We start from the raw sequence: 23,906 nt of genomic DNA, 5'->3' as shown, positions 1-23,906 counted from the left end.
TTAGTTGAACATTAAGATTTCCAATCGATTGATGAAGCAAAATTCGGCAGAATAAAGTAGCTTAAAAAGAGGAGTAGTTACCTACTCCCCGAAAAACTATTCGCAAACAGCTGTGAATAAACTATTTATAAAATCATCTATTCTAATCTTTATCTGTTCTTGCGTTTACGGTCTTCTTTGACAATGGCATTTCGCAAAGCATCTAATGTTTTGGTAAGATTATAGGGTTTACGGGTAAACACTTCACTCACTTTATCATAAATACTTCCGAATTTGAGATTGAAAAGCTGCTCGAACCCACGAGCTAAACGAGCTTCTGAAACAGGTTTACCATCCTTCCCAATAATCTCCCCTTGAAGAAACAAACCTAATACGATTTCAGCTATACCAATAATCCCCAAGCTTTTCGACTTAGGGACTACATATAAACCTGACTTGAATTCTAAAGGGGTTGCTACATTAAATTGTTCTGGATGATTGATTTTTAGATTAATAAGTTTTAGTTCGTAGTCAATTACGGATAATGCCTTTTGAATATGGAGAGTTTTAAACGCATTTTTCCCCCTGCCTGTCTTGATATAACTCCTTTAAGGGTGCTATCTCAATACGAGTGAGATTTAGCATCCGAAAGATATGTGAGTAATCTTCTGAATTGCTAATTTCCATTATGTACCTAACAAAATTCTCATAAGCAGTTTTCATTTCTTCATTTGTTACTTTCTTTGAGGTTTCAGCCAATAGGTTGAAAAACTCAGAATTCAATAAAACATTCATAAGCATAAATTTTAATGGTGAATATTAATAAATGGCAAAATGCTGATTTCATGCTTAATGAGTAATGCTTTCATTATTCTATTGACTCGTAATATTTTTATTAGATTCGAGTTATGTTAGGATTTTACCTGACAAGCCTGAATTTATAAAATCATTAAAAGGCTTCATTAATATTATTTTTTCAATTGCTTTATCAATGAACACATCAGGTTGCATAAAATAAGAATCCTCTATATGATAAAATATATCCCATGATTTATGCTTAACATACTCTGATACAAGATGTGTATCGGGAAATTCTTTAGGTACATTTTTTAATTTTTCGCCCTGAATCGTAAAGTTTGCAGAGAAATCAGGATTATTGATAATCTCCAGAAAATCATCGGAATTATCCATAATGTGCTTTCTAATAAGTTTTGTTGCTTCGGGGAGTTGAGAGGTATATATACCGCCTCCTAACAATATATTTCCGGGGGTGATATAGATAAAATAGCCTACTGGTATCGGACGTCTGCCTGCTGGCGAAATATGAGCCCGAAAAGTAGGATTATATGGTGATTTGTCATTGCTAAATCGTATATCTCTATTAAGCCTATAAATCATATCTTTAGCATTTAGATTTATAAACAGGGGATCGAAATTGCTAATTCGTATTATTAATGCTTGAACTATTTTCGCAAAATCGTTTTTTGCTTCTTCATAACGATTCTTATTGTTCTTCATCCATTCAGATGAATTATTTAAGTTTAAATCGTTTAAAAAATCCAGAATTACATTTGTACTCATATTTTATATTCTTTGACAGGTGGAACAGTAGTATATCGCTCCACCACCATTTGATGTATCTTTTATAATCGGGCTACCACATCTGGGACATGGGGTATTTAATGTATTCTTTGATAAAATGGTTTTATAGTTACCATGATTACCAAACAGATCCGTTTCCGTATCTCTACCACCTTGCAGAGCCATGTTATTTAAGGTCGTTTTTATTGATTGTAACAATGCTGATTTATCAATATCTGTCAATGAACCTACTGTTCTTTTGGGGTTCACTTTTGCATAGAACAATATATCTTGCAAAACCCCGTTTCCTAAACCGGGAATACGCTGCTCAGTTGCCAGGAATATTTTTGTGGATAGCTTTGGTTTCGTCCCTGCCAATAACTTTTCAAAGTATTGTTCATTGAAGTCATTACTTAGTGGAGATAAGTTTTCCGTGTTTTTCTTGTAGTATATTTCATCGTAAATTCCAGTATATGCTGCTATTACGCCAAACATTCCCACGGTGAATGCAAGATAAGTATTATCATCAAGCGTGAGCAATAGTTGATAATTATCTGGCATCTTGCCGGATATTGTACCGTATTTCAGATTCGTGCCATCCCCGAAACTAATTTTGGTGTTCTTATCTAAAAGAATATCGACATACATTCCAAAACTTACCGAAGAATTGATTTTTCTTCCGGTAAGTAGTTTGCCGTATGTGAGCGGATCGCCATAGTAGAACGTATTCTTATGATACTTCGTGGCATTGAATACTTCTGTGACAACTCTACCTTTCAGGGTTTCAGTTATCTGCTTCGCTAATGTTTGATTTTCAGGTAATTCTTTCATGATTTTACTTCTTTGTTCTTTTTTCAATAGGAATGTATATCTCAGTAAGTAAGTTATTATCGTCTTCTTCTATCGGAGTTTTAATATACAACTCAAAACTGAATGTGTTTTTCTGCCGATATTCATTCCGTGGAAGCCACATTAAATAAATGTATCGATATAAATTGGGCAATGAGGAATAGTTACCTTTGTATTTGAAAACCGCATAATAACCCTCCGGTATATCCATCATTCCGAATTTACCTTTTGGCTTTACCTTTTGATTAACCGTAATTCCAATGAAAAAACGGCAATTGCTATATAATGTAATAAGTGGATCATCCATACTCACACTCACAAATTTGTTTTCAGGACTTTTTGCAATATTGCTTTCTGTAAAAGAAAGTAGTTCTTTCCATATATCCTTATATTCTTTTGTCGTAGAACATGTATTGTCGATTGCTCTATATACGATACTTAAACCACTTATCTTTTTTATTTGAGGTAGTATTCCTTTTGAAAGCATAGACATATCAGAATAGGAGTGTTTGTTTTGTTCTTTATAATCAGTTGGAGAAAGCCCAAAATGTTTTTTAAATGCCTTTGATAAACTATGTTTAGTTTGATAATTGGTCTGTTGTATGATGTTGTTTAGTGAAAGTTCTGTTGTCAAAAACAGATGTGCAATATATTCTAATCGAATACGCTGAATATAATTCCCTACGCTTTCACCAGTGTACGCTTTAAATGTACGTAGAAAATGGAATCTTGACAATCCAGCAATTTTAGATAATAGTTCTGTATTCAGTGTGTCAAATAAATGGCTGTTAATATAAACCTTTATTCGATTCATTATTTCATAATAAACATTTTCAGTGTCATTCTTCTGTTTCCATCGTTTAAGCGTAGGCAACCTTCTATTAAGAATCGTTCGGAGTTCATCAGGAGTATATTTTGTGTGAATGTGATTATTAAAAAGATCGGTATTTTCAACCCACACATCAATGATTTTCTTCATTGAATAATCAACTGTATATTGTCCGTTCTGATAACAGTAGAAGCAAAATTCTTCGGATTTCGTTTGATCGCTGTTGGTTCCGAAAAGTTCCTCGTGATGAATGTCTAACGGCATTCCACAACTTTGGCAATATCTTTTTTCTATTTCCATAACTAATCATTCAAATTGCATATTGCAAATATAGGGAAGTTCCAAACTAAAAGGTTATCCGATGTTGCTATCTTGTATTTATATCTCTTGATAATTCTTTCAATATAGAAGCCAAGATAAGACAACATGTTCCAGTCTATGACAACTTTAAAAACGGCTCTTGATTCTTCTTTCATTTGCTGGTGAAATAGAATCAATACGTTTTATAAACCATTAAAAATTAAATGTATGGAAGTAGTAACCATCGAAAAAAGAACATTCTCGTATGTTTGCGAGAGGTTTACGGAGTTTGCCAAACGAATAGACAGTTTGTGCAGCACTCATACCCAGAAAGTAGAGAACTGGCTGGATAGTCAGGAAGTGTGCTTATTGTTAGGCTTTAGCAAACGAACGCTGCAATATTACCGAAGTAGTGGGCGACTGGCTTATTCTCAAATTGGGAGCAAGATTTATTATAAGTCTTCCGATATTGAAAGAATTATTGCGGACAGTGAAACACAAAATCAATCACCCAAACAAATCACGCCTTATGAAAAGAACTAAAGAAGATTATCCGTCCTTTAATCTGTTTTCCATTGTCGGTACATGGGAAAGTGTTAATCTGAATCCTACGGTCATTATCTACCGTAATGATAAAGAGTATCTTCTTTCTATTATATATGTATCGGAAACCACTAAACAGGCTTCACCCGCCACATATGAAATACAGAAAGAAGGTAGCCTGTATTTTATTGCTCCTGCTCCTAAACGGATTTATATAGATTATGATCCAGTGAAAGATGTGCTTAACCTTTCATCACTGGGTGACTATTTGCGTAACTAATCAACCAGCTAATCATCTAACTGATTAGCCATCTAGCAATCTTGAAATCAATATTTCAATAAAACAATCTTTCAATCATGGAATTAATAAATAAAGATACACCCCAAATCAAAGAATTTGTTTCTTCGCTTGATTCAATGCTGAACGGTATTGAATCTATTGTCAAGCACTATAAGCCCCACCTAAACGGAGAACGTTTTCTTTCCAATCATGAGATTTCAAAGAAGCTCAATGTTAGCCTGCGTACTTTACAAGAATGGCGAGATACGGGCTTAATCCCCTTTATCCAGATAAAAGGTAAAATCATCTATCGGCAAAGTGATATTGATAAACAGCTTCAAAAATACTACTTTGAAAGCTGGAAGGAATAACCTACCACCCTCGAAAACATTGTTTTTCGGAATTTAATTTGAATCATTGACTATTCTAGTGAAGTATTTAGTCTGTGCAAGTCTTTTTCTAAAAATACGCTCGGAATGTAATGGAGAGGAAGATTTTTAGAAAAACCCGTAGGGCTTGGGCTTGCACAGGCTAAATACGGAACTTACCTTTGTCAATGCTTCATATTGAGTTCTGAAAAACTTACTTTAAAAGAAATGGATTGAGAAAATGAAATTCATTCTTCCCAATCCTTTTTCTGTATTGGCTACTACCTTTATTATATAGCCAACTCTGACAAGCAGCTATTTACTTTCTGCATATCCTTTAGAATATTCTGATCCAGTACCCGTGCGTAGTGTTTCGTTACGCTGGTATCTGCATGACCTAACATCTTGGCTACGTTCTCCATACTTACGCCATTCGCTAGGCATATAGAGGTGGCGTAGGAGTGCCGGGCTGAATGTGTACACAGATTTTTCTGCAATCCGCATACATCTGCAATCTCTTTCAGGTAGCTGTTCATGCGTTGATTGCTCAATACTGGCAATAGTTTTCCGGTACATTCTGCCACATTTTTATACTTTTCAAGTATAGAAGCAGCCACAGGCAACACAGGAATATTACACATGATTTTTGTCTTTTGGCGATTTTTCCTTATCCAAAGCTCCCCTTTATTATCCCTTACCAAATGTTCAGGCGATAAATCTTTCACATCGCTGAACGCCAATCCGGTAAAAATGCAAAAAACAAAAATATCCCGTACTTGCTCTACTCGCTTAATCGTGAACTCTTTGGCGAGAATGATTTTAATCTCGTCCATCGTTAAGAATTCAGGATCAGTTTCTTCCAACTTAAAGCGATAATAAGCGAATGGATCTTTCTTAATCCAATCATTTTCTAAAGCAATGCGGATAATCTTCTTCAAGTTCTTCAATCGGGTAATAGCGGAGTTTTGCGCACAACCTTTTTCAATCTTCAAGAAAGCGTCAAACTTAGAAATGAAGTTCGCTTCTAAATTATTCAAGGCAATATCTGAAAGCTGATATTCCTTCTTGATAAATTCCTCCAAATATCGGGTAGTGGTTTCATACCGTTGTACTGTCTTACTAACAAAGTCTTTGCCAATCAGCTTGCGGCTTTGTTCGTTATGCTCCCTGAATACCTGCAATAGCGTTTTGTTATCTTCGTCCACACCATAAAACAACTTTCTTACCAGATCGACATTGATAACTTTGTCGGAAGTTTCCAGTTCCCTATAAATTTGGTGTATGCGTGAACGTGTGATTTCTAAGTAGTGGTTCAGTTCCACCGACATACGGTCTTTGCCTTTTGAATTTTCTTTTGCCTGATTCCACAAGTTTACAGGGCAGCTTCTTTTGATAGAAATATCTATCATACAGCCGTTTACGGTAATTCTCATGCACACAGGTGCTTCACCGTTCTTTAATAATTTGCCTTTCTTGATGAAGTACAAAACAGAAAATGATTTTCTAGCCATTTTTACATCGTTTTTAGAGTTACAAAACTATGTATTCTCTTCCAAAGTAGTGCTACGCAAAATGCTATGAATCAGCGAGAAAGATGCAAATTCGTGGGACTTTTTTCGATTACATTTTAGTCCCACGATTTATCCACCGATAATTTGCTTGAAACGGCTATTTTCTGCTACTTGCCAGAAAAAAGAAATCCCCGATAATGCTTGATTATCAGGGATTTGCTTGACTTTTCTTTTGTTTTCAGTGATCCGCCTGGGGTTCGAACCCAGGACCCCATCCTTAAAAGGGATGTGCTCTACCTGCTGAGCTAGCGAATCATCCTGTGCATACTCTGTATTGCGGTGTGCTTTACTTCTGTATTGCGGGTGCAAAGGTAGGGTTTATTTTTTAATTTGCAATAGCAGGAGGATCTTTTTTTGAAAAAAGTTACTTTTTTTCTTCCTCCTTCGGTTGAATATCGGCTGGCGGGGGAGGTAGAATGTCCCCTTCCAGTAAGATAAAACGCTTATAATAAGACAGGCAGAGTGTTGTGAGCGGCAGGGCGATGATCAAGCCGATGAAACCGAGCAAAGTTCCCCAGATAGACAAAGAAAGAAGGATGATGGCAGGATTCAGGCCCATCGCTTTCCCCATGATGCGGGGAGTGAGGTATAAATCCTGGATACATTGGACGATTCCGAGTATCAGTAGTCCGGAGCCCAAAATAAGCCAGAAATTATCTCCCGTCTCTGCCGATTTCAGCAAACTGAGGATGACCATCGGGATCAGTCCGATCGTTTGCAGGTAAGGGATCAGATTGAGTACGCCGATAAATAGTCCGAGTGTGACCCCCAGCGGGAAACCTACGATCTTGAATCCGATAGCCAGCAGGACGCCGACACACAACGCGATCAGCGACTGGCCGCGGAAGTAACGGTTCATGCTCTGTTCCACGTCGTCGGCCAGCCCTTTGGCGAAAGGACGGATATGCGCCGGGATCAGGTTGATCCACCCGTTGGCTATCTTCTCGTAATCCAGCAGGATGAAAATGAAATATAACAGGATCACAAAGATGATCGTTATGCTGAAAAGGATCGAAAAGGTGTTCGACAGAATATTCCATACTTTGGGCGCCAGCTGCTTGATGGCATTCTGGATGTTTTCGCGGCTGAGAAGTTCCATCAACTGGTTGATATCCACATTATTCTCCAGATATGTGATCCACGATTCGGGGATAAGCGGGATATGCCCTTCACCCGGATTGTGCGTACGCATCAGGTTCAGGGTTCGTTCGGCTTCCTGGGCGATGGAGGGGACAACCAGTGCAGCTGCCGCACCGATGATCAGCGAGGCGCAGATAATTACGGCTATGATAGCCAGGATGCGGCTTTTCAGCTTCAGCTTGTATTGGAAAAATTTCACGAAGGGTTGCATCATATAGGCCAGCAGCCACGCGATCAGGAAGGGGAGCAGGGCAGTCCGCAGTATGGTGATCAGATAGAGCAATGCGCCGATGATGACGATACTGAATACGATACGTGTGACACGGTCGAATGTAAATGGCCTTTCGAATAATGAGTTCATATTTTAATTTTTATCTTTGCCTGTGACAAAGATAAAATAAACTGGAATAGGATAATAAGATGATAAAGAAAATATTATGTACTGCTTTGCTGTTAGGCTGCCTTTCACAGCCGCAGGCACAGACTCCCCAACCTGTAAAACAATTGCTGAATGCCCCTTATATGAAAGGGGCGACTTTCTCCATTGTGGTAAAAGATGTACAGGACGGAAAGATGGTTTACAGCTATGACGAGGATCGTGAGGTTTCTCCGGCTTCTGTCCTGAAAACGGTCGCGACGGCGACGGCTCTCGAAATATTGGGAGACGATTATCGGTACGCTACGTCGCTGGAGCATGACGGGAGTATCAAAGAGGGTGTCCTGAACGGAAATCTGTATATCAGGGGAGGCGGTGACCCGTCGCTGGGGTCGTCGCATTTCGCTCCCGACAGGAATCGTTATACGCCCGCACAGAATACCTTTATTCCCGAATGGATAGCGGCGCTGAAGAAGGCGGGTATCCGGAAGATCACCGGGGCGGTGGTGGCCGACGAACGTATTTTCGATACGGAGGGTGCTTCTATCAAATGGCTGCGGGAAGATATGGGAAATTATTATGCACCGGGAAGCTATGGGCTTTCGGTGTTCGACAATATGTATAAGTTGTCCCTGAAGACGGGGGCTGCCGGAACTCGTCCGGAGGTCGTTGGGACTGATCCGGCAATTCCTTCCCTGCGGTTTATCAATTATCTGAAAGCGTCGTTGTCGGATAGTGCTTATATAATCGGTGCCCCGTTGTCCGGCGAGCGTTATTTACAGGGTGTCGTTCCTGCTAACCGCGAGAATTATGTGTTGAAAGGCGATATTCCCGATCCGGCTTTGTTTCTGGCGGAATATCTGACCGGTTGCCTTGAGCGCGAAGGTATTGTGGTAGGAAAGGAGCCGACTTGTTACCGGATCGAATCGGAAGCCGGGCGGTGGAAAACGGTTGAGAGGAAGCCGGTTGTAACGACTTATTCGCCGGCATTGAAAGAGATTGCGAGCGTGACGAATCATGTCAGTCATAATTTGTTTGCGGATGCGCTGGTGAAAACGGTCGGTCTGCAATATGTTCCCCGGAAAAACGAGGTGATCTCTTCTTTCGGACGGGGCGTGCAGGTGGTACTCGATCATTGGAGGAAGAAGGGGCTGGATGTGTATCCGTTGCGGATGTATGACGGCAGCGGACTGGCTCCGGCCGATAAGGTATCGGCTGAGTTTATTGCTGATCTGCTGGTGTATATGGCGACGAAATCGGAGGTTTCCGAAGCATTCTTCGAGTCATTGCCGCAGGCGGGTGTGGAAGGCTCGGTCCGCAACCTGTTGAAAGGAAGCAAGCTGCAAGGGAAAGCTCGTTTGAAGAGTGGCGGGATAACGGGAGTACGTAGTTATGCCGGGTATATAGACAAAAACGGTAAACGTTATGCTGTTGCCGTTTTCTCCAATAATTATTCCTGTAGCATGGGGCAGATGACGAAGGGGCTGGAAAAGTTGCTGTTGCAACTTTTCTAGTTGACAGTTGACAGTTGACAGTTGACAGTTGACAGTTGACAGTTGACAGTTGACAGTTGACAGGTTATTGATAGAGTCTCAAACTGTCAACTGTCACTTGTCAACTGTCAACTGCTAAGGCAGTAGCGACCTCTGTGCCAGAAACTCCATGAACTTCTGTTTGTAGTTGTCGGAGATGGGGATATATTCTTTGCCGAAGACGATGCGGTTGCGTTCGATCACTTTGATCTTTTCCGGCTGGACGATGAAGGAACGGTGTACGCGGATGAAACGGTTGGTCGGCAGCATGTCTTCCAGGCTTTTCATGCTCATCAGCGAGAGGATCGGATGCGGTTCGCCTTCGATGAATATTTTGACATAATCTTTCAGTCCTTCGATGTATAATATCTTGCGGAGTTCGACCTGCACCAGTTTGTATTCTGTCTTGATAAAAATGCTTTCGATCGATGACTGGGGTTGTGCTGCCGGGGCGGTCGGCTGGCCGTCTTTCCCGGGATCGGCTTTCCCCTCTTTTCCTTCCCGCAAAAGTTCGTACCATTGCAGCGCCTTGTTGGCCGATTTCAGGAAGTCGGCATAACTGATCGGTTTCAGCAGGTAATCGAGAGCGTTTACCTTGTAACTGTCGAGTGCATATTGGCTGAAAGCCGTTGTGAAGATGATCCGTGTCTCGGCTTCCAGTATGCGGGAAAATTCCATGCCGTTGAGTTCGGGCATCTGAATGTCCAGGAACAGGAGGTCGACAGGCTCTTTGGTGAGCATGGGCAGGGCATTGACCGCACTGTTGTATTTCCCGGCAAGTTCCAGGAACGGGGTCTTGTTGACATAACTTTCCAGCAGGCTGATTGCCAAAGGCTCGTCGTCGATGATTGCACAAGTCAGTTTCATAAATAATACTTATTTAGTTGACAGTTGACAGTTGACGGTTGACAGTTATTTCGGCTTTTACCGATTTGTTTACCGGATGCGAAGCCTAACTGTCAACTGTCACTTGTCAACTGTCAATTGATTTGTATTTCCAGCATGCTATGATAACTGTCACCGTCTACACCGCATGAGAAAATATGTTTGTTCGGATAAATTAATTCAAGCCGTTTGCGCAGGTTCTTGATGCCGATTCCCGAACCGCTCTTGTCCTGTTCCGCATCTTTGGGGAAATAACTGTTTTTCAGGATGCAGACAACCAGGTCGCCGTTCTGGTGTATATCCAGATGGATGAACGAGGGCTGGCTGTTGCTGACGCCATGTTTGAAGGCATTCTCGATCAGGGAGATGAACAACAAGGGGGCGATCATGGCATCCGGTTTGGCGGCAGATATCTCCGTTTTCAGTTCCACATGCTCCGGCAGGCGGATGCGCATCAGTTCCACATAGTTGCGGATAAAGTCCAGTTCGCTTTCCAGCAAGACGTGCGGCTGGCTACTGTCGTAAAGGACGTAACGCAGCAAGCGACTTAGGTCGTGGACTGCTTCTTGTGCTCGTTCGGGACTGAAAGCGATCAGGCTGTAGATATTGTTGAGCGTGTTGAACAGGAAATGCGGGTTCAGCTGGCTTTTCAGGTTCTGAAGTTCGGCTTCCGCCCGGCTCTTCTCCAGTTCGCGGCGCATGGATTCTACCTGATACCAGCCGCTTGTCATCTTGATGGCGACACTCAGTCCTGCCACCAGTGCATACAGCATGGCATTGACGAGGAAGAAGCCGATAATCTCCTGCAACTCCCTTTCCGGACGGTGCGGGCGGTGTATCTCCGGCGGCGGAAGCAGTTGCATCAACAGATGTACCGCCAGCATCGCAAAGGCGATCAGCAGGACGTTGCTGAGGAAGAACTTCCATCCGTGGCGTGAAAACAGATAACGGTTTACCAGCAGGAAATAGTTCACATAGAAAACCATCATGAACGAAAGCGGAACGATGACGGAGCGCAGATAGCTGATCACCGTCAGTTCCTGTGATTCCCTGCCCGTAAAGAAGAACGGCAGGCCGAACAAAATCCCCCAGGCAGCAATATGGATAATGCTGCCCATTCCCTTGAAAGGAGGAGATATATGCGTATGTGTTGTCGTTTCTGTTTTCATCTTTTACAAAGATATTAAATAATTTCTTATTCGTAACGGATTGCTTCGATCGGATCGAGCTGGGCGGCTTTCTTGGCCGGATACCATCCGAAGAAGACACCGGTGACGGTACAGACAGCGAATGAAAGCATAACGCTCCACGGTTGGATATAGATCGGGAAGTGGGCGACGCCGTTCACCACCAGGGCGGCTCCTACACCCAATACGACACCGATCAGTCCGCCGGTCACACTGATCAGGATGGATTCGATCAGGAACTGGGCGAGGATGTCGATCCCTTTTGCCCCGATACTCATACGCAAGCCGATCTCGCGGGTACGCTCCGTGACGCTGACATACATGATGTTCATAATACCGATGCCACCAACGAGCAACGAAATACCCGCCACAGCCGCCAACAGCACGGTCATCATGTCCGTAGTGCTTGTCAACATCGTGCTCAACTCCTGCTGACTACGGATGGTAAAATCATCATCGTCACTTTCCTTCAACTTATGGTTGCGGCGCAGTATTTCCGTTATCTCGTCAATGGCCTGGTCGGTGTATTCCTCTTTGAGGGCCGAACAGGTGATGCCTTGCAGATGGGTGATGGCCAGAACTTTTTTCTGAATAGTTGTGTATGGAGCTAAGATTAGGTCGTCCTGGTCCATTCCCATGCTGTTGTATCCTTTGCTTTCCAGCACACCTACGATGCGGAAAGGTAATTTCTGAAAGCGTATGACTTTGCCGACGGGGCTTTCGCCGTTGGTAAAGAGGTTGTCGACTACGGTTTTACCGACTACACAGACCTTTGCTGCTGTCTGGATGTCCTGTTCGGTGAACATATCGCCGTCTTCCACCTTGTAACGGCGGATTTCGAGATAGTCGGGACTGATACCGTAGACGGTGGTCGGGGCGTTGTTGGCTCCGAAGATGGCTTGTCCGCTGCTGTTGACCGAAGGGGAGACGGCAGAGACATAACGGGTTTCGTCGACGATGTTCTGATAGTCTTCCAGCTTCAGTGTCTCCATAGCGGAAGCATCCTGACGGACACCTCCCCGGACATCGGCACCGGGATGTATCATGATCATATTCGAGCCCATCTCGCTGATCTGTTCCTGTATGCTCCGCTTCGATCCTTGTCCGATGGCAAGCATCGTGATCACGGAGGCAACGCCGATGATGATACCGAGCATCGTCAGGAATCCGCGTAGCTTGTTGTTGGCAAGGGCACGGAGGGCTATTTTTATGAGGTTTGTTCCGTTCATTGTTTTGTATAATTTATCGTACAGTAAAGATAATATTAGGGGACGCAGATGACGCAGAATACGCAGATTGACGCAGACTTTTTATTTTCTTATTTAACACAAATCTGCGTTCATCTGTGTTCTCTGCGTCATCTGCGTCCCCTAATAGTTTATTTGTCTCAGTCTTCATTCTTTGGTAATTTGGATAAAGCCTCTGCTGCATCCAGGATGTTTGTATTGACCGTGTCGGCCGTTACATGTCCGTCACGCAGGGTGATGTTACGGCTGCTGTACTGGGCAATTTCCGGGTTGTGCGTTACGAAGATGATGGTACGTCCTTCGGCATGCAGCTTCTGGAAGAGTACCAGGATCTCGAATGACGTACGTGTATCCAGGTTTCCCGTTGCTTCGTCGGCAAGGATCACTGCCGGGTCGTTCACCAGGGCGCGGGCGATGGCTACACGCTGCATCTGTCCGCCGGACATCTGGTTGCTCTTGTGCATCAGGCGGTCGCCCAGGCCGACGGCGACCAATGCCTGCACGGCTTTCTCATGGCGGGCGGAGGCACTGAAGTTGGGGTTGTACATCAGAGGTAGTTCTACATTTTCTACGGCTGTCGTTTTGGGCAACAGGTTGTAACTCTGAAAGACAAATCCGATCTTTCGGTTGCGCAGGGTCGCACGGGCATTCTTTCCCATCGTGCGGACGGAGACGCCGTCGAGATAATATTCGCCCTTGGTCGGTGTGTCGAGACATCCCAACGTGTTCAGCAGCGTACTTTTTCCCGAGCCGGAGGTTCCCATGATGGTGACGAACTCTCCTTCGTGTATCGTGAAGGAGACGCCACGCAGGGCATGGACGATCTCGTCTCCGACTTTGAAGTCACGCCTGATGTTATCTAATTTGATTATCTCTTTCATTGCTGTTGTTTTTAACTGTCAACTATCACTTGTCAACTGTCAACTATTTTTATTTCTTCTTCTTATCGCTTCCCGGAGGGCCAGGCATGAACGGACTCTTTTCCGTTGGGGCAGCGGCCTGTGCCGGTGCGTCCGAAGTAAGGTCGACAGCGATTTCTTCGCCTTCGTTCAGTCCGTCGATCACTTCGATCATATTGCCGCTTGTCGATCCGACAGTAACGGCTTTCGGGTGCAACTGCTGTCCTTCTTTAACCCAAACCAGACGTTTGCCGGCAGGTGCTTCCTGGGCACTGTTCTCGGCGATCAGGCCGGTGCCGACGAGTAGTTCTTCTTCCGGAACGAAACGTAACGATTTGGTCGGAATGGTCAGGACGTTATCGCGTTCGAGCGTGTAGATCGTCACGTTGGCTGTCAGACGGGGTTTCAGTTTCAGGTCCGGATTGTCGGCGGTAATCACTACTTCATAGGTTACGACCGTAGAGGATGAGCTGGTAGAACTGCTTGAACTGCTGCTACTGCTGTCGCCCAGGCGGATCTGCCAGACGGTTCCTTCGAATACATCGTTCGGATAGGCATCGACGGTAAAGCTGACACGCTGTCCGTCGTGTACGTTGCCTATATCGGCTTCATCGACATCGGCGATCACCTGCATCTTGGTCAGGTCGGCGGCGATGGTGAACAGGGTCGGCGTTTCGAATCCGGCGGCAACGGTCTGCCCTTCTTCGACGGCACGGTTGATAACGACACCGTCGATCGGGCTGGTGATCGTGGCGTATTCGAGGTTACGGTTCACTTTGACCATCGCTGCCTGATTCTGTTCGTAGGAGGCTTTCGACTTTTCATAATTGTAAGTCGCTGTCTCATAATCGGAGTCGCTGATCAGTTTCTTTTCGTAAAGCACCTTGTTACGTGCGTAATTCTTCTGCTGGTATTCGTATTCGCTCTTGCTGCTTGCCAGCTGGGCCTGGGCGGATGCCAGTTCGGCCTTCAGGTTTACTTTATCCATTTCTGCGATCAATTGTCCGGCTTTCACTACGTCGTTGTAGTCTGCGTACAATTTATCGATGATGCCGGATACCTGCGTACCGACTTCCACTTCCGTCACCGGTTCTACTGTTCCGGTAGCTGTCACTGTGTTTGAGATGGAGCTGCGGTTCACTTTGGCGGTTTCGAGGCTGATGCCGCCTTTCGACGATTTACCTGTAAAGAACCAGATTCCTCCGGCTACGACCAGCACGCCTGCTATACCGATAATAAGTTTCTTGTTCATATCTTTTTCTGTTTTTATTTTTTTACTTAGAACATCACGATTTCTTCACCTTGGTAGAAGCGCAGCAAACCAGCGTTGAGGATGGCCGTATATTTGGCCTGTAGCGTTTCCTGCTGGGCACTCAGGAGATTGTTTTTCTCGGTGAGCAGTTCTACCGTATTTTTCATGCCGACGTTGAACTGTTCGCTGACAAGGGCGTAGCTGGCTTCTGTGCTTTTCAGCTTCTGTGCTGCGGCTACATATTGCTGTTGGGCGCTGTTGGCTGTCAGCCAGAGGCTTTCAATCGTTTTGTAGAGTGTCTTCTGGTTGTCCATCAGGTCGAGCTCGCTGGTTTGCTTTTGCAGCTTCGCTTTGTTGACAGCTGTCTTTGCCTGTCGTTTGTCGAAGATGGGGATACTCAGGGTCAGGCCCAGGGAGTTGTTCCAGTTCTGTTTGACCTGTTCGCTGAAGCTGAAATCGTTGCCGTTGGCATTGGTCGTTCCGATCCCGGCGCTGAGGCTCAGTGTCGGGATATATCCGGCACGTGCCATCTTGATACTCAGGTCGGAAGACTGGATATTCAGTTTCCCGGATTCTATTTCAGGGCGCAGGTTGAGGGCGGTCTGGTAGACATCGTCTTTGCCGGGCAGCGGTATCAATACGCTGCTGTCGTCGAGTTGCGGCATGTAAAGATCCATTTCGAAATCGCCGTCCAGTTCGAGCAGCTGTTTCAGTTGCAGCTTGTAATCCTGCAAAGTTGTTTGCGAGGTGACCAGTTGGTAGTTATTGCTGCTTACCTGTGCTTCGAGTTGGGCGAGGTCGCTGGAGGCGATGCTGCCGGCGTTGAACAGTTCCTGTGCACGTTCGTATTCTTTCTGACTGACTTCCAGGGTCGATTCGTTCACTTTAACTGCTTCGGCGGAATAGAGTATCTGTACGTACAGCTGGGTGATGTTTTCCTCGATGGTGTTTTCGCTTTCATCGACGGAGAGTTCGGCGATGCGGCTGTTCAGTTGTTGCTGTTTGACAGTGTTTACCCGTTTGCTGCCGTTGTAAACCGTCCAGTTGGCATCGATGCCGTAGCTACCGTTATAAGAGGTTTTACTTTCGCTGGTGGTGATGTTGTCGCCACTGATGATCGTACCGCTGGCACTGTTCGGGCGGTTCACGATGCGCTGGCTGATATTTCCACTCAGGGAAGGAAGGAAATCCGCCTTTGCCAACTTTACATCTTCTTGCGTACTCTCGACGCTGATGCGGTTACGGCGGATGGTGATGTTATGCTCCAGGGCATAATCAATGCAATCACGAAGCGTCCACTGCTTCGGCATGTCGTCCTCTGCTTTCATTCCGGCAGGCAGAAGAAGCAGGCAGGATAGGATTATTAGAGAGATCTGTTTCATAATGCTTTCGTTTTGCGACCTAAACAATCTTTTTACCTTTATTTTCTGAAGCAAAACTACTTTGTATTAAATTCCTCTACAATTAGAATAGAAATAGGAGGTTGGTTCATAGACGAAAACGGGGATTTTGCCGATAAACGGAATAGAGGGGAATGAAAAGGTTTGGTAATTAGATTTGTAATTAGAAAGGGGACGCAGAAGACGCAGAGTAACGCAGATATTATAAATAAGTCTGCGAAATCTGCGTCTTCTGCGTCCCCTTTCTATGATTACGAGCTATGTGAGCGGAACTTAAAAATTCCGGATCATTTATCGTTTGAAAGAAACGGTTGTTTTTCCTCCGGTTTTTTGGATGAATACTTTTTTGTCGTGTTCATCGTCATCCGAATAGATATGTGTGCCGTTATATTTCCAGGATGATATCTTGGCGTAATATTTACCGCCGATAACGTTTTTGTCTGTGTATTTATAGGTGATTTCCAGTTGGTCGGTATCACCGTTTACATAGATAGGAAACGTATAGGTACTGTATCTTGAATCTCCGTATGCGCTCAATGTGCAGTAATACAGATTTTCCTCTTTGTCGAAATAAATCCAGTTATGGTTGCCATTGTAACGTATGATAGTGTCGTCGACGTCTGTCTGCCGGTCCTTGGTACGTTCGATCGGATTCTCCAGTTTCTCGCTCCATGATACGGGATACGTGTTCGGGTCATTCGGATGGATCAAGCTGTTCCCTTTCTCGTCGATATAGTAAAGACGTAAAGTGTTCGCCCTTCCGAAAAAATTACCGTCCGGTATGCTGTTCATCCATTCTTCCCCTTCTTCTTCCGGGTCCTCGGCATTGGGATTCAGGAGATGATCGTTACAGTTGGTAAGACCGACCGTACACAATAAAAGTAACAAGATACCGAATAAATGATTTGTTTTCATGATGTATAAACACTTTACCTGTTGTCTCTTATAATTCTCTTAACCAGATATTACGGAAGCTGATCGGTTCGCTGGGATCACCGTGGCTCTGCAGGATGATCGGGCCGGCTCCGTGAGGGATCACTTTCGGGAAGCCGATGTATTCGGTTGTTCCGAGGATCGTCGTGTTGTTCTGCAAAACGATGCCATTCTGAATAACGGTGATACGGGGCGGCACGCGATAGGTTCCGTCTTCTTTGAAAACAGGAGCGGAGTAAATGATATCGTATACATTCCATTCACCCGGTTTACGCATGGCGTTTGCCAACGGCGGTGTCTGTTTGTAGATACTTCCGGTCTGTCCGTTCACGTATGTTTCGTTGTTGTAGCAATCGAGCACCTGAACTTCATACATTCCTTGCATGAAGATGCCGCTATTGCCACGTCCCTGGCTTGTTCCCGTGATGTTTTCAGGAACGCACCATTCGATATGCAGCTGGTAGCTGTCGAATTTCTGTTTGGTCTGGATATCTCCGGCTTTCTTATTCACGGTGAAAACGCCATCGTGTACAATCCATTGAGCCGGTTCGCCTTTGGTGTTTTCCCAAGCGGAAAGGTCTTTGCCGTCGAACAGGACGATGGCGTCAGACGGAGCCGAGTTTGTTTTAATATCTCCCGGAGTAACGATTTTGGGTTGAGGAGTCCAGTATTCCGACATGCCCGGAGTCATTGGCTCCTGTTTCGGATACTCCTTCTGCTGTGCGCTGATGCTTACACAAGCCGTACAGGCAATGGCTGCCAGCACGGCTTTGTTGGTGAAGTCTCTTTTCTTCATGGTCTAAATTATTTTATATTTACATATTAAATGTTGCAAATCTACATAATAATTTGCCATGTTGTAACAGCTTTTACAGGAAAATGCGTTTAAGCGTTATGATTGAAAAGACGTTGTTTCGCCAGTTTCTCATATTTGGTCCCCGGACGGCCGTAGTTGCAATAGGGATAAATGCTGATTCCGCCGCGTGGGGTGAAGATTCCTGTCACTTCAATATATTTCGGGTCCATCAGCTTGACAAGGTCTTTCATGATGATGTTGACACAGTCTTCATGAAAGGCGCCGTGGCTGCGGAAACTGAAGAGGTATAGTTTCAGGCTCTTGCTTTCCACCATCTTCACATCGGGGATATAGTCGATATGGATGGTCGCAAAATCCGGTTGTCCGGTGATCGGGCAGAGGCTGGTAAATTCCGGGCAGTTGAAACGTACCCAGTAATCGTTGCCCTGGTGTTTGTTGGTGAATGCTTCCAGCACTTCCGGGGCATAATCCTGTTTATATTCGGTAGAGCTGCCTAAAAGGTGCAGTTCGTTTTCTTCTTTTCTTGTATCCATAATCTTATTTCTTCTTCCTGTTTAGGTATTTCTCCAATCCTTCTCTGCGCAATTTGCAGGCGGGGCAATGACCGCAACCGTCGGCAGGAACGCCGTTGTAGCAGGTCAGTGTCTGTGTACGAATCAGGTCGAATACGCCCAGTTCGTCGGACAACTCCCATACTTCACTCTTGTCACGGTCCATCAGCGGGGTGTGGATGACGAACTGTTCGTCCATAGCTAGATTCAGCGTGACGTTCAGTGAGCGGACAAAGGTGTCGCGACAGTCGGGATATCCGCTGAAATCAGCTTCCGATACGCCGGTTACTAGGTGAAAAATCCCTTTGCTTCGTGCCATGATAGCGGCGAAAGTCAGGAAAACCATGTTTCTTCCGGGAACGAATGTGTTGGGATAGCTGTCTGCCGGTTTGTCCTCGTCCATGACGATCGAGGTATCCGTCAGCGAATTTGGAGCCAACTGACTGATCAACGATACGTCTAGCAATTGGAACGGAACATGCGCATCGGCTGCAATCTTTCTTGCAATTTCAATCTCCTGGGAATGTTTTTGGCCGTAGGTAAAACATACGGCTTCTACGCGTTTAAAGTGCTTCTTAGCCCAGAAAAGGCAGGTCGTGGAATCTTGTCCACCGGAGAAGCATACCAAAGCGGCTTCTTGATGTTTCATATTTTTCTTGTTTTATACGTGGTTCAGCAAGCACACGGAAAAGGAGACGTTCCTTTTCGCTGCAAAGATACTTTTTTAATTGAAAATTGAGAATTGAAAATTGAAAATAGAGGGACACAGCTGGAGCTATTGCACAAAAATGATGTAATTGTGCCGCACATTTCTGTTAAAAGTGTGCAATATTAAAGAAAAGTCTTTATCTTTGCCGCCGTTTGCATCTGAGAGGATGTTATAAAAGAGGTATTAATTAATGAATATTTTATGAAGAAAATTATCGCTTTAGCATGTCTTTCCATGCTTCCGTTGTCGTACGCTGCGGCAGAAGGTTATCAGGTGAACGCCCAGAGTACCAAGCAGGCAGGTATGGGACACGTTGGTGCTGCCATGAAGTTGGGTGCAGAAAGCATGCATTTTAACCCGGCAGGTCTGGTGTTTATGGATAAGAGTGTGGACTTGTCGGCAGGTATAACCGGTGTGTTTGCCAACGGTAAGTTTACAGGAGATAATGGATACGTTCAAAAAACGGATAATAAGGCAAGTACGCCTTTGTATGTATATGCCGGTTTCAAGATTTATGATTTCCTAGCTGCCGGTATCAGTGTAAATACCCCTTATGGGAGTGCCATCAACTGGGGACGCGACTGGAAGGGTGCTCACCTGGTACAGGATATTTCTTTAAAAGCTTTCAATATTCAACCAACCGTTTCCTGGAAGATTATGGATAACCTGAGTATCGGTGCCGGTCTGATGATGGAATTCGGTAATATCGAACTGAACCGTGCCCTGATCGCGCCGCGTGCAATGACAGGGTTGGCTGAAAGTATGATGGGACAACTCGGTCCGATATTGGAAGCCATGCCACAATATAAGCCGATCGTCGATCAACTCGTATCGGAAATGTCCAAATATGATGAAACGTCTGCTGTTTCTGCTTCTTTGAAAGGGGATGCCGGTATTCGTCTGGGATTCAATGTCGGTGCGATGTACGATATTAACGATAAATTTACGGTCGGTGTATCTTATCGTTCAAAAGTAAAAGCCCGTGTGAAAGAAGGTGATGTTCGTTTGAGTTATGCCAATGAATTAGGTTTCAAAGGATTGCTGGGACAAGTGAATGGTTTGGTTAATCAACTGGAAGGAATGGGGATTGCTATCCCGGGTATTCCCAAAGACGGTATTCAGATTCCCCCGTTGGATCAGGCTACTTTTTCTGCGGAATTGCCTCTGCCGGATAACTGGAATGTCGGTTTGACTTACAAGCCTACAGACCGTTGGGTCGTATCGGGAGAAGTTCAGTTCGTCGGTTGGGGTGCTTACAACTCGTTGGTTGTGAATTTCTATCCGGCTTCGGAATTGAGCCAATATGATATCGATGCTCCGAAGAAATACAAAAACTCACGTATTTATCGTCTAGGAACTCAGTTTGCGGCAACCAATCGTCTCGATCTTCGTTTAGGTGCTTACTTTGACGAAACTCCGGTAGAAGATAATTACTTGAATCCGGAAACTCCGAGTATGAATAAGTTGGGTATCACCGCCGGTCTGAGCTTCCGTCCGCTGGAATCTTTGTCTGTTGATTTTGCATTTTCTTATGTGACCGGATTCGGACGCGACGGTTCTTATACGGATCTCGATTTGTTAGGAAAACCTCGTACATTCGGTGGACATTACAATGTATATGCTTTGATGCCGTCAATCGGTCTTTCTTACGCTTTTTAACCTATACATATATATAATAAATCAGAAGAAAAGGGCTTGTCCGGGGTGGCAAGTCCTTTTTTCTTTATCAATGAATGAACAAGGTTTTTATTTGCGGGTGAAAAAAGTTTCATCCTAGTGGGGAAAGTTTCCCATTATACCGGGGCTTTTCCCCCACTTGTGTGGGGATTTTTCCCCATAGTTATGAAAATTGTGGGGAAATGGAAACGATGCTTCCCTTAGCGGATCGCTACTTTGCGGACAGTTTCGCCGATGCGGACGATGTAATACCCCTTGGCGATATCGACAGTGTATTCACCATCCGGTTGCTTCATTTTGATTTCTTTGACACGGATGCCTACCACGCTGTATATTTCCAGTTTGCTACCGATAGGAGCATTCTTTACAACTATCTTGTTGTCGTAGGCACTGATTTCAATAGAGTCGGGTTCTGCTATCTCAGCCTGTTTTACGGCATGCGTAGTTGTTGCCACCTGCTGTGCATTGACAGTGAGTGGATTACCAACGTAAGCGCTGATCAACAGGATTATGGCAAATAATGATCTCATATTCAAAACCCTAAATTCGTACAAATGTATGAATAATTTTGAATATGGTGGATATTTGGCAGTTATTATTTAAGAAAAGGACCTTATTATATGGGTAAGACCATGCCTTCGCTTCCTAAAATTGTTCCGGGAAATATCTCCTTTGCTTCTTTATGTAATTCTGTGAGTTCTTCGTAACGGGCAGAATAATGACCGATGACAAGCTGTTTTACTCCTGCCTTTAATGCAATATCTGCTGCTTGGCGGGCAGTTGAATGAAACGTCTCTTTGGCACGTGCTTTGTCACATTCGGCAAAAGTAGCTTCATGGTAAAGGAGGTCTACGCCTTCAATAATCGGAATGACAGACGGATTGTAGGCGGTGTCCGAGCAATAGGCATAGCGTTTGGGCGGTGCTGCCGGGCGCGTCAGCCGGGAACAGGGGATCACTTCTCCTTCCGGGGTGATATAATCTTTTCCCTGTTTGATATCTTTCATGCAGCGTATGGGTACCTGATAGAAATCAGTCATTTCGCGGATGATATGCGCTTCTTTGGGCTTTTCGGCAAACAAGAAACCACAAGTCGGAATCCGGTGCTTCAGGGGAATGGAATAAACAGACAGAGAACGGTCTTCCATGATCAGCGAATGACTGTAAGTATCTATATGGTTGAAACGGACTTTGTAAGGCATTCCTTTGCAGAATGTATCCAATACAGGACGCATGTAGTTTTCGATCTCTTTGGGGGCATGTATCACCAGTTCGCCGGTACGTCCCAGCATACCCAGTGTGGAAATAAGACCCGGCAGTCCGAAGCAATGGTCTCCATGTAGATGGGAAATGAAAATATGGTTTAAGCGGCTGAATTTGATACGCATATGACGCATCTGTACCTGCGTGCCTTCACCACAGTCTATCATATATAATTTATCACGTAAATCTACTACCTGAGAAGTTGCCAGATGCCGTGTTGTGGGTAAGGCTGAACCGCATCCTAAAATATTTAAATTGAAATCTGCCATAAAGGAATCCCTTGGATAATTGTTTGCAAAGATAATACAAAAGCATCTGCGTTCTGTGAAAAATAACAAAAAAAGCGGTCCGATTGTTCCGAAGATGGCCCGGATTACATATATTTGTTTGCTGTCCTTCGGGAAGCAATGTTTAGTAAGTAAAAAAGACTTAAGATATTTTATTCTAAGCCTTAACTAACTTTTTCTTTTTGTTTAAAACGGTTAAATGTAGAAACGGCCAAGCGTGAGCTTCGCCGTTTCCTTTGTTTTATAGGGTATGTATCTCGCAAGGGCGGTTTTTTTTGACCGCCCCGTACATTAATAAGTGTGACTGTCTTTCTCTTCCATTTCTTCCGCATCGATCTTATGAAGATCAAGTGCCCGCCATGCATAGAATATGTAGGCAAGGACGAAAGGTACCAGGATGGATACGTAACTCATCACTTTCAAAGTAAATGGACTGGAACAACTGTTCTGTATGGTCAATGAACTTTGCAGGTCGGTCAGTGACGGATAGTAAGCCGTGTTGTTCCATCCGGCACAGAGCAATAATGCCAATACGGTGAGAACAGTTCCTGTTCCGGCAAACCAAATCCCTTTTCGCCATGTTTGCGACACGATCGTTTTGATGATTCCATACAGAACGAGTACCACACCGGCAAGCAGTACAGCCAGCACGGCAGGCATTTCTATCAGATTGATGAAATATTTATAAGGCTGCATGAATACTTCCTGTGTTTCCGGATTTACGGCAAATCCGCTTACCAGCATTAAACGTATGAGGAATACCAGGAAGAACACCAGGAATAAAGCTGTTTCCGGGATCAACCGTTTCCGGCAGCGACTGACTATATCCTTATTGTCGATGTTGTTGATAAAATAGAGGAGTGCCTGTACACGTGCCAGGAAGAATACCGCCAGTCCGAGACATACGTTCCAGAATACAAAGGCAGCTTCCAGCCCATGCAATGAATTGTTCCAGGTTGAAATAACCGGCATGGCTATATCCGTCATCTGTCCTTTGTTCACCGAAAATTCGGCTCCATTGAAGAAGGTGGCAACTGCCGTACCCAGTAAGATCGGGCCGAGTACGCCGTTTATGATCAGGAATACCTGATATGTCTTTTTGCCTAACAAATTACCTTTCTTTGCCTGATATTCGTAGGATACGGCCTGGATAACGAAGCAAAGCAGGATGAGCATCCATACCCAGTATGCCCCACCGAAGCTGGTCGAATAGAACAGGGGAAATGATGCAAAGAACGCACCACCGAAAGTCACCAGTGTCGTAAAGGTAAACTCCCATTTACGCCCGGTGGAGTTTATTAACATCTTTTGTTCCAACTCAGTCTTTCCGATCGAGAAGAGTAACGACTGACCTCCCTGGACAAAGAGCAGGAATACTAACAGTGCTCCCAGCAGGGATACAAGGAACCACCAGTAATGTTGTAATAATATATATGTACTATCCATGGTGTA

Annotated in this window: 25 protein-coding genes and 1 tRNA gene; 5 read left to right on the top strand and 21 right to left on the bottom strand. The window is 44.4% G+C overall.

Annotation, left to right across the window (positions count from 1 at the left end; genetic code table 11):
* Positions 1-149 precede the first annotated feature (149 nt).
* From DWW23_RS27010 to DWW23_RS03085, 5 genes are all read right to left on the bottom strand, one after another.
* Complete coding sequence (locus DWW23_RS27010) at positions 150-578, bottom strand: hypothetical protein (protein WP_122351821.1); 429 nt, start codon at positions 576-578, stop codon at positions 150-152.
* Positions 547-780, bottom strand: coding sequence for a hypothetical protein (locus DWW23_RS26635; RefSeq protein ID WP_122351820.1), 234 nt, complete (start codon positions 778-780; stop codon positions 547-549). The genes DWW23_RS27010 and DWW23_RS26635 overlap by 32 nt, the downstream gene beginning before the upstream one ends.
* Positions 781-885: 105 nt before the next feature.
* The gene (locus tag DWW23_RS03095; RefSeq protein WP_122351819.1) at positions 886-1,560 is read right to left on the bottom strand and encodes a DUF2461 domain-containing protein; all 675 of its coding nucleotides are present in this window, start codon (positions 1,558-1,560) and stop codon (positions 886-888) included.
* 3 nt (positions 1,561-1,563) lie between these two features.
* A complete protein-coding gene (locus DWW23_RS03090) occupies positions 1,564-2,391 on the bottom strand; it encodes an endonuclease VIII (protein ID WP_122351818.1) in 828 nt (275 codons plus the stop codon).
* Positions 2,392-2,395: 4 nt separating this feature from the next.
* Complete coding sequence (locus DWW23_RS03085) at positions 2,396-3,538, bottom strand: GyrI-like domain-containing protein (protein ID WP_122351817.1); 1,143 nt, start codon at positions 3,536-3,538, stop codon at positions 2,396-2,398.
* Between the two features lie 228 nt (positions 3,539-3,766).
* On the opposite strand from DWW23_RS03085, the gene DWW23_RS03080 reads away from it, so the two are divergent.
* The 3 genes from DWW23_RS03080 (at position 3,767) to DWW23_RS03070 (ending at position 4,732) form a co-directional block, all read left to right on the top strand.
* A complete protein-coding gene (locus DWW23_RS03080) occupies positions 3,767-4,081 on the top strand; it encodes a helix-turn-helix domain-containing protein (protein WP_122351816.1) in 315 nt (104 codons plus the stop codon).
* The gene (locus DWW23_RS03075) at positions 4,068-4,361 is read left to right on the top strand and encodes a DUF3876 domain-containing protein (RefSeq protein WP_122351815.1); all 294 of its coding nucleotides are present in this window, start codon (positions 4,068-4,070) and stop codon (positions 4,359-4,361) included. Before DWW23_RS03080 ends, DWW23_RS03075 begins: the two co-directional genes overlap by 14 nt.
* A 77-nt stretch (positions 4,362-4,438) precedes the next feature.
* Entirely contained in the window at positions 4,439-4,732 is a 294-nt protein-coding gene (locus DWW23_RS03070) for a helix-turn-helix domain-containing protein (RefSeq protein WP_122351814.1), read from the top strand.
* Positions 4,733-5,019: 287 nt separating this feature from the next.
* Here the strand turns inward: DWW23_RS03070 and DWW23_RS03065 are convergent, their stop codons facing one another.
* The 3 genes from DWW23_RS03065 to DWW23_RS03055 form a co-directional block, all read right to left on the bottom strand.
* The gene (locus DWW23_RS03065; protein ID WP_122351813.1) at positions 5,020-6,240 is read right to left on the bottom strand and encodes a site-specific integrase; all 1,221 of its coding nucleotides are present in this window, start codon (positions 6,238-6,240) and stop codon (positions 5,020-5,022) included.
* Between the two features lie 242 nt (positions 6,241-6,482).
* Positions 6,483-6,555: transfer RNA gene (locus tag DWW23_RS03060), tRNA-Lys, on the bottom strand.
* A gap of 109 nt (positions 6,556-6,664) precedes the next feature.
* Positions 6,665-7,801 (bottom strand): AI-2E family transporter, encoded by a 1,137-nt coding sequence (locus tag DWW23_RS03055; RefSeq protein ID WP_122351812.1) that lies wholly within the window; start codon positions 7,799-7,801, stop codon positions 6,665-6,667.
* 59 nt (positions 7,802-7,860) lie between these two features.
* On the opposite strand from DWW23_RS03055, the gene dacB reads away from it, so the two are divergent.
* A complete protein-coding gene (gene dacB / locus DWW23_RS03050; RefSeq protein ID WP_122351811.1) occupies positions 7,861-9,330 on the top strand; it encodes a D-alanyl-D-alanine carboxypeptidase/D-alanyl-D-alanine-endopeptidase in 1,470 nt (489 codons plus the stop codon).
* Positions 9,331-9,444: 114 nt separating this feature from the next.
* Here the strand turns inward: dacB and DWW23_RS03045 are convergent, their stop codons facing one another.
* The 10 genes from DWW23_RS03045 to queC form a co-directional block, all read right to left on the bottom strand.
* Positions 9,445-10,215, bottom strand: a complete 771-nt coding sequence (locus tag DWW23_RS03045) for a LytTR family DNA-binding domain-containing protein (RefSeq protein ID WP_122351810.1) — start codon at positions 10,213-10,215, stop codon at positions 9,445-9,447.
* Between the two features lie 113 nt (positions 10,216-10,328).
* On the bottom strand, positions 10,329-11,402 hold the full coding sequence (locus tag DWW23_RS03040) for a sensor histidine kinase (RefSeq protein ID WP_122351809.1): 1,074 nt from the start codon (positions 11,400-11,402) through the stop codon (positions 10,329-10,331).
* A gap of 26 nt (positions 11,403-11,428) precedes the next feature.
* Complete coding sequence (locus DWW23_RS03035; RefSeq protein WP_122351808.1) at positions 11,429-12,649, bottom strand: ABC transporter permease; 1,221 nt, start codon at positions 12,647-12,649, stop codon at positions 11,429-11,431.
* A gap of 158 nt (positions 12,650-12,807) precedes the next feature.
* Positions 12,808-13,548: an ABC transporter ATP-binding protein gene (locus DWW23_RS03030; protein WP_122351807.1), complete on the bottom strand. Its 741-nt coding sequence runs from the start codon at positions 13,546-13,548 to the stop codon at positions 12,808-12,810.
* A 49-nt stretch (positions 13,549-13,597) separates the two neighbouring features.
* A complete protein-coding gene (locus DWW23_RS03025) occupies positions 13,598-14,818 on the bottom strand; it encodes an efflux RND transporter periplasmic adaptor subunit (RefSeq protein WP_122351806.1) in 1,221 nt (406 codons plus the stop codon).
* A gap of 26 nt (positions 14,819-14,844) precedes the next feature.
* Positions 14,845-16,200, bottom strand: a complete 1,356-nt coding sequence (locus tag DWW23_RS03020) for a TolC family protein (RefSeq protein WP_122351805.1) — start codon at positions 16,198-16,200, stop codon at positions 14,845-14,847.
* 309 nt (positions 16,201-16,509) lie between these two features.
* Positions 16,510-17,133 carry a hypothetical protein gene (locus tag DWW23_RS03015; protein ID WP_122351804.1) on the bottom strand — a complete coding sequence of 208 codons (624 nt, stop codon included), beginning with the start codon at positions 17,131-17,133 and terminating at the stop codon, positions 16,510-16,512.
* Between the two features lie 28 nt (positions 17,134-17,161).
* On the bottom strand, positions 17,162-17,947 hold the full coding sequence (locus DWW23_RS03010; protein ID WP_122351803.1) for a DUF1080 domain-containing protein: 786 nt from the start codon (positions 17,945-17,947) through the stop codon (positions 17,162-17,164).
* Positions 17,948-18,036: 89 nt separating this feature from the next.
* The gene (gene queF, locus DWW23_RS03005) at positions 18,037-18,501 is read right to left on the bottom strand and encodes a preQ(1) synthase (RefSeq protein WP_122351802.1); all 465 of its coding nucleotides are present in this window, start codon (positions 18,499-18,501) and stop codon (positions 18,037-18,039) included.
* Positions 18,502-18,505: 4 nt separating this feature from the next.
* Positions 18,506-19,168: a 7-cyano-7-deazaguanine synthase QueC gene (gene queC / locus DWW23_RS03000; RefSeq protein ID WP_122351801.1), complete on the bottom strand. Its 663-nt coding sequence runs from the start codon at positions 19,166-19,168 to the stop codon at positions 18,506-18,508.
* A gap of 261 nt (positions 19,169-19,429) precedes the next feature.
* On the opposite strand from queC, the gene DWW23_RS02995 reads away from it, so the two are divergent.
* A complete protein-coding gene (locus DWW23_RS02995) occupies positions 19,430-20,887 on the top strand; it encodes an OmpP1/FadL family transporter (RefSeq protein WP_122351800.1) in 1,458 nt (485 codons plus the stop codon).
* Between the two features lie 218 nt (positions 20,888-21,105).
* Here DWW23_RS02995 and DWW23_RS02990 read toward each other — a convergent pair whose 3' ends face one another.
* From DWW23_RS02990 to DWW23_RS02980, 3 genes are all read right to left on the bottom strand, one after another.
* A complete protein-coding gene (locus DWW23_RS02990) occupies positions 21,106-21,435 on the bottom strand; it encodes a hypothetical protein (protein WP_122351799.1) in 330 nt (109 codons plus the stop codon).
* 86 nt (positions 21,436-21,521) lie between these two features.
* Positions 21,522-22,436: a ribonuclease Z gene (locus tag DWW23_RS02985; RefSeq protein ID WP_122351798.1), complete on the bottom strand. Its 915-nt coding sequence runs from the start codon at positions 22,434-22,436 to the stop codon at positions 21,522-21,524.
* Between the two features lie 309 nt (positions 22,437-22,745).
* A complete protein-coding gene (locus DWW23_RS02980) occupies positions 22,746-23,900 on the bottom strand; it encodes a cytochrome d ubiquinol oxidase subunit II (protein WP_122351797.1) in 1,155 nt (384 codons plus the stop codon).
* Between the last annotated feature and the right edge of the window lie 6 nt (positions 23,901-23,906).

Origin of the sequence: Parabacteroides sp. AF14-59 (genome assembly GCF_003479515.1) — a bacterium.
In the GTDB taxonomy this organism is placed as follows: Bacteria; Bacteroidota; Bacteroidia; order Bacteroidales; family Tannerellaceae; genus Parabacteroides; species Parabacteroides faecis.
This window is presented reverse-complemented; position numbering and strand designations above follow the sequence as displayed.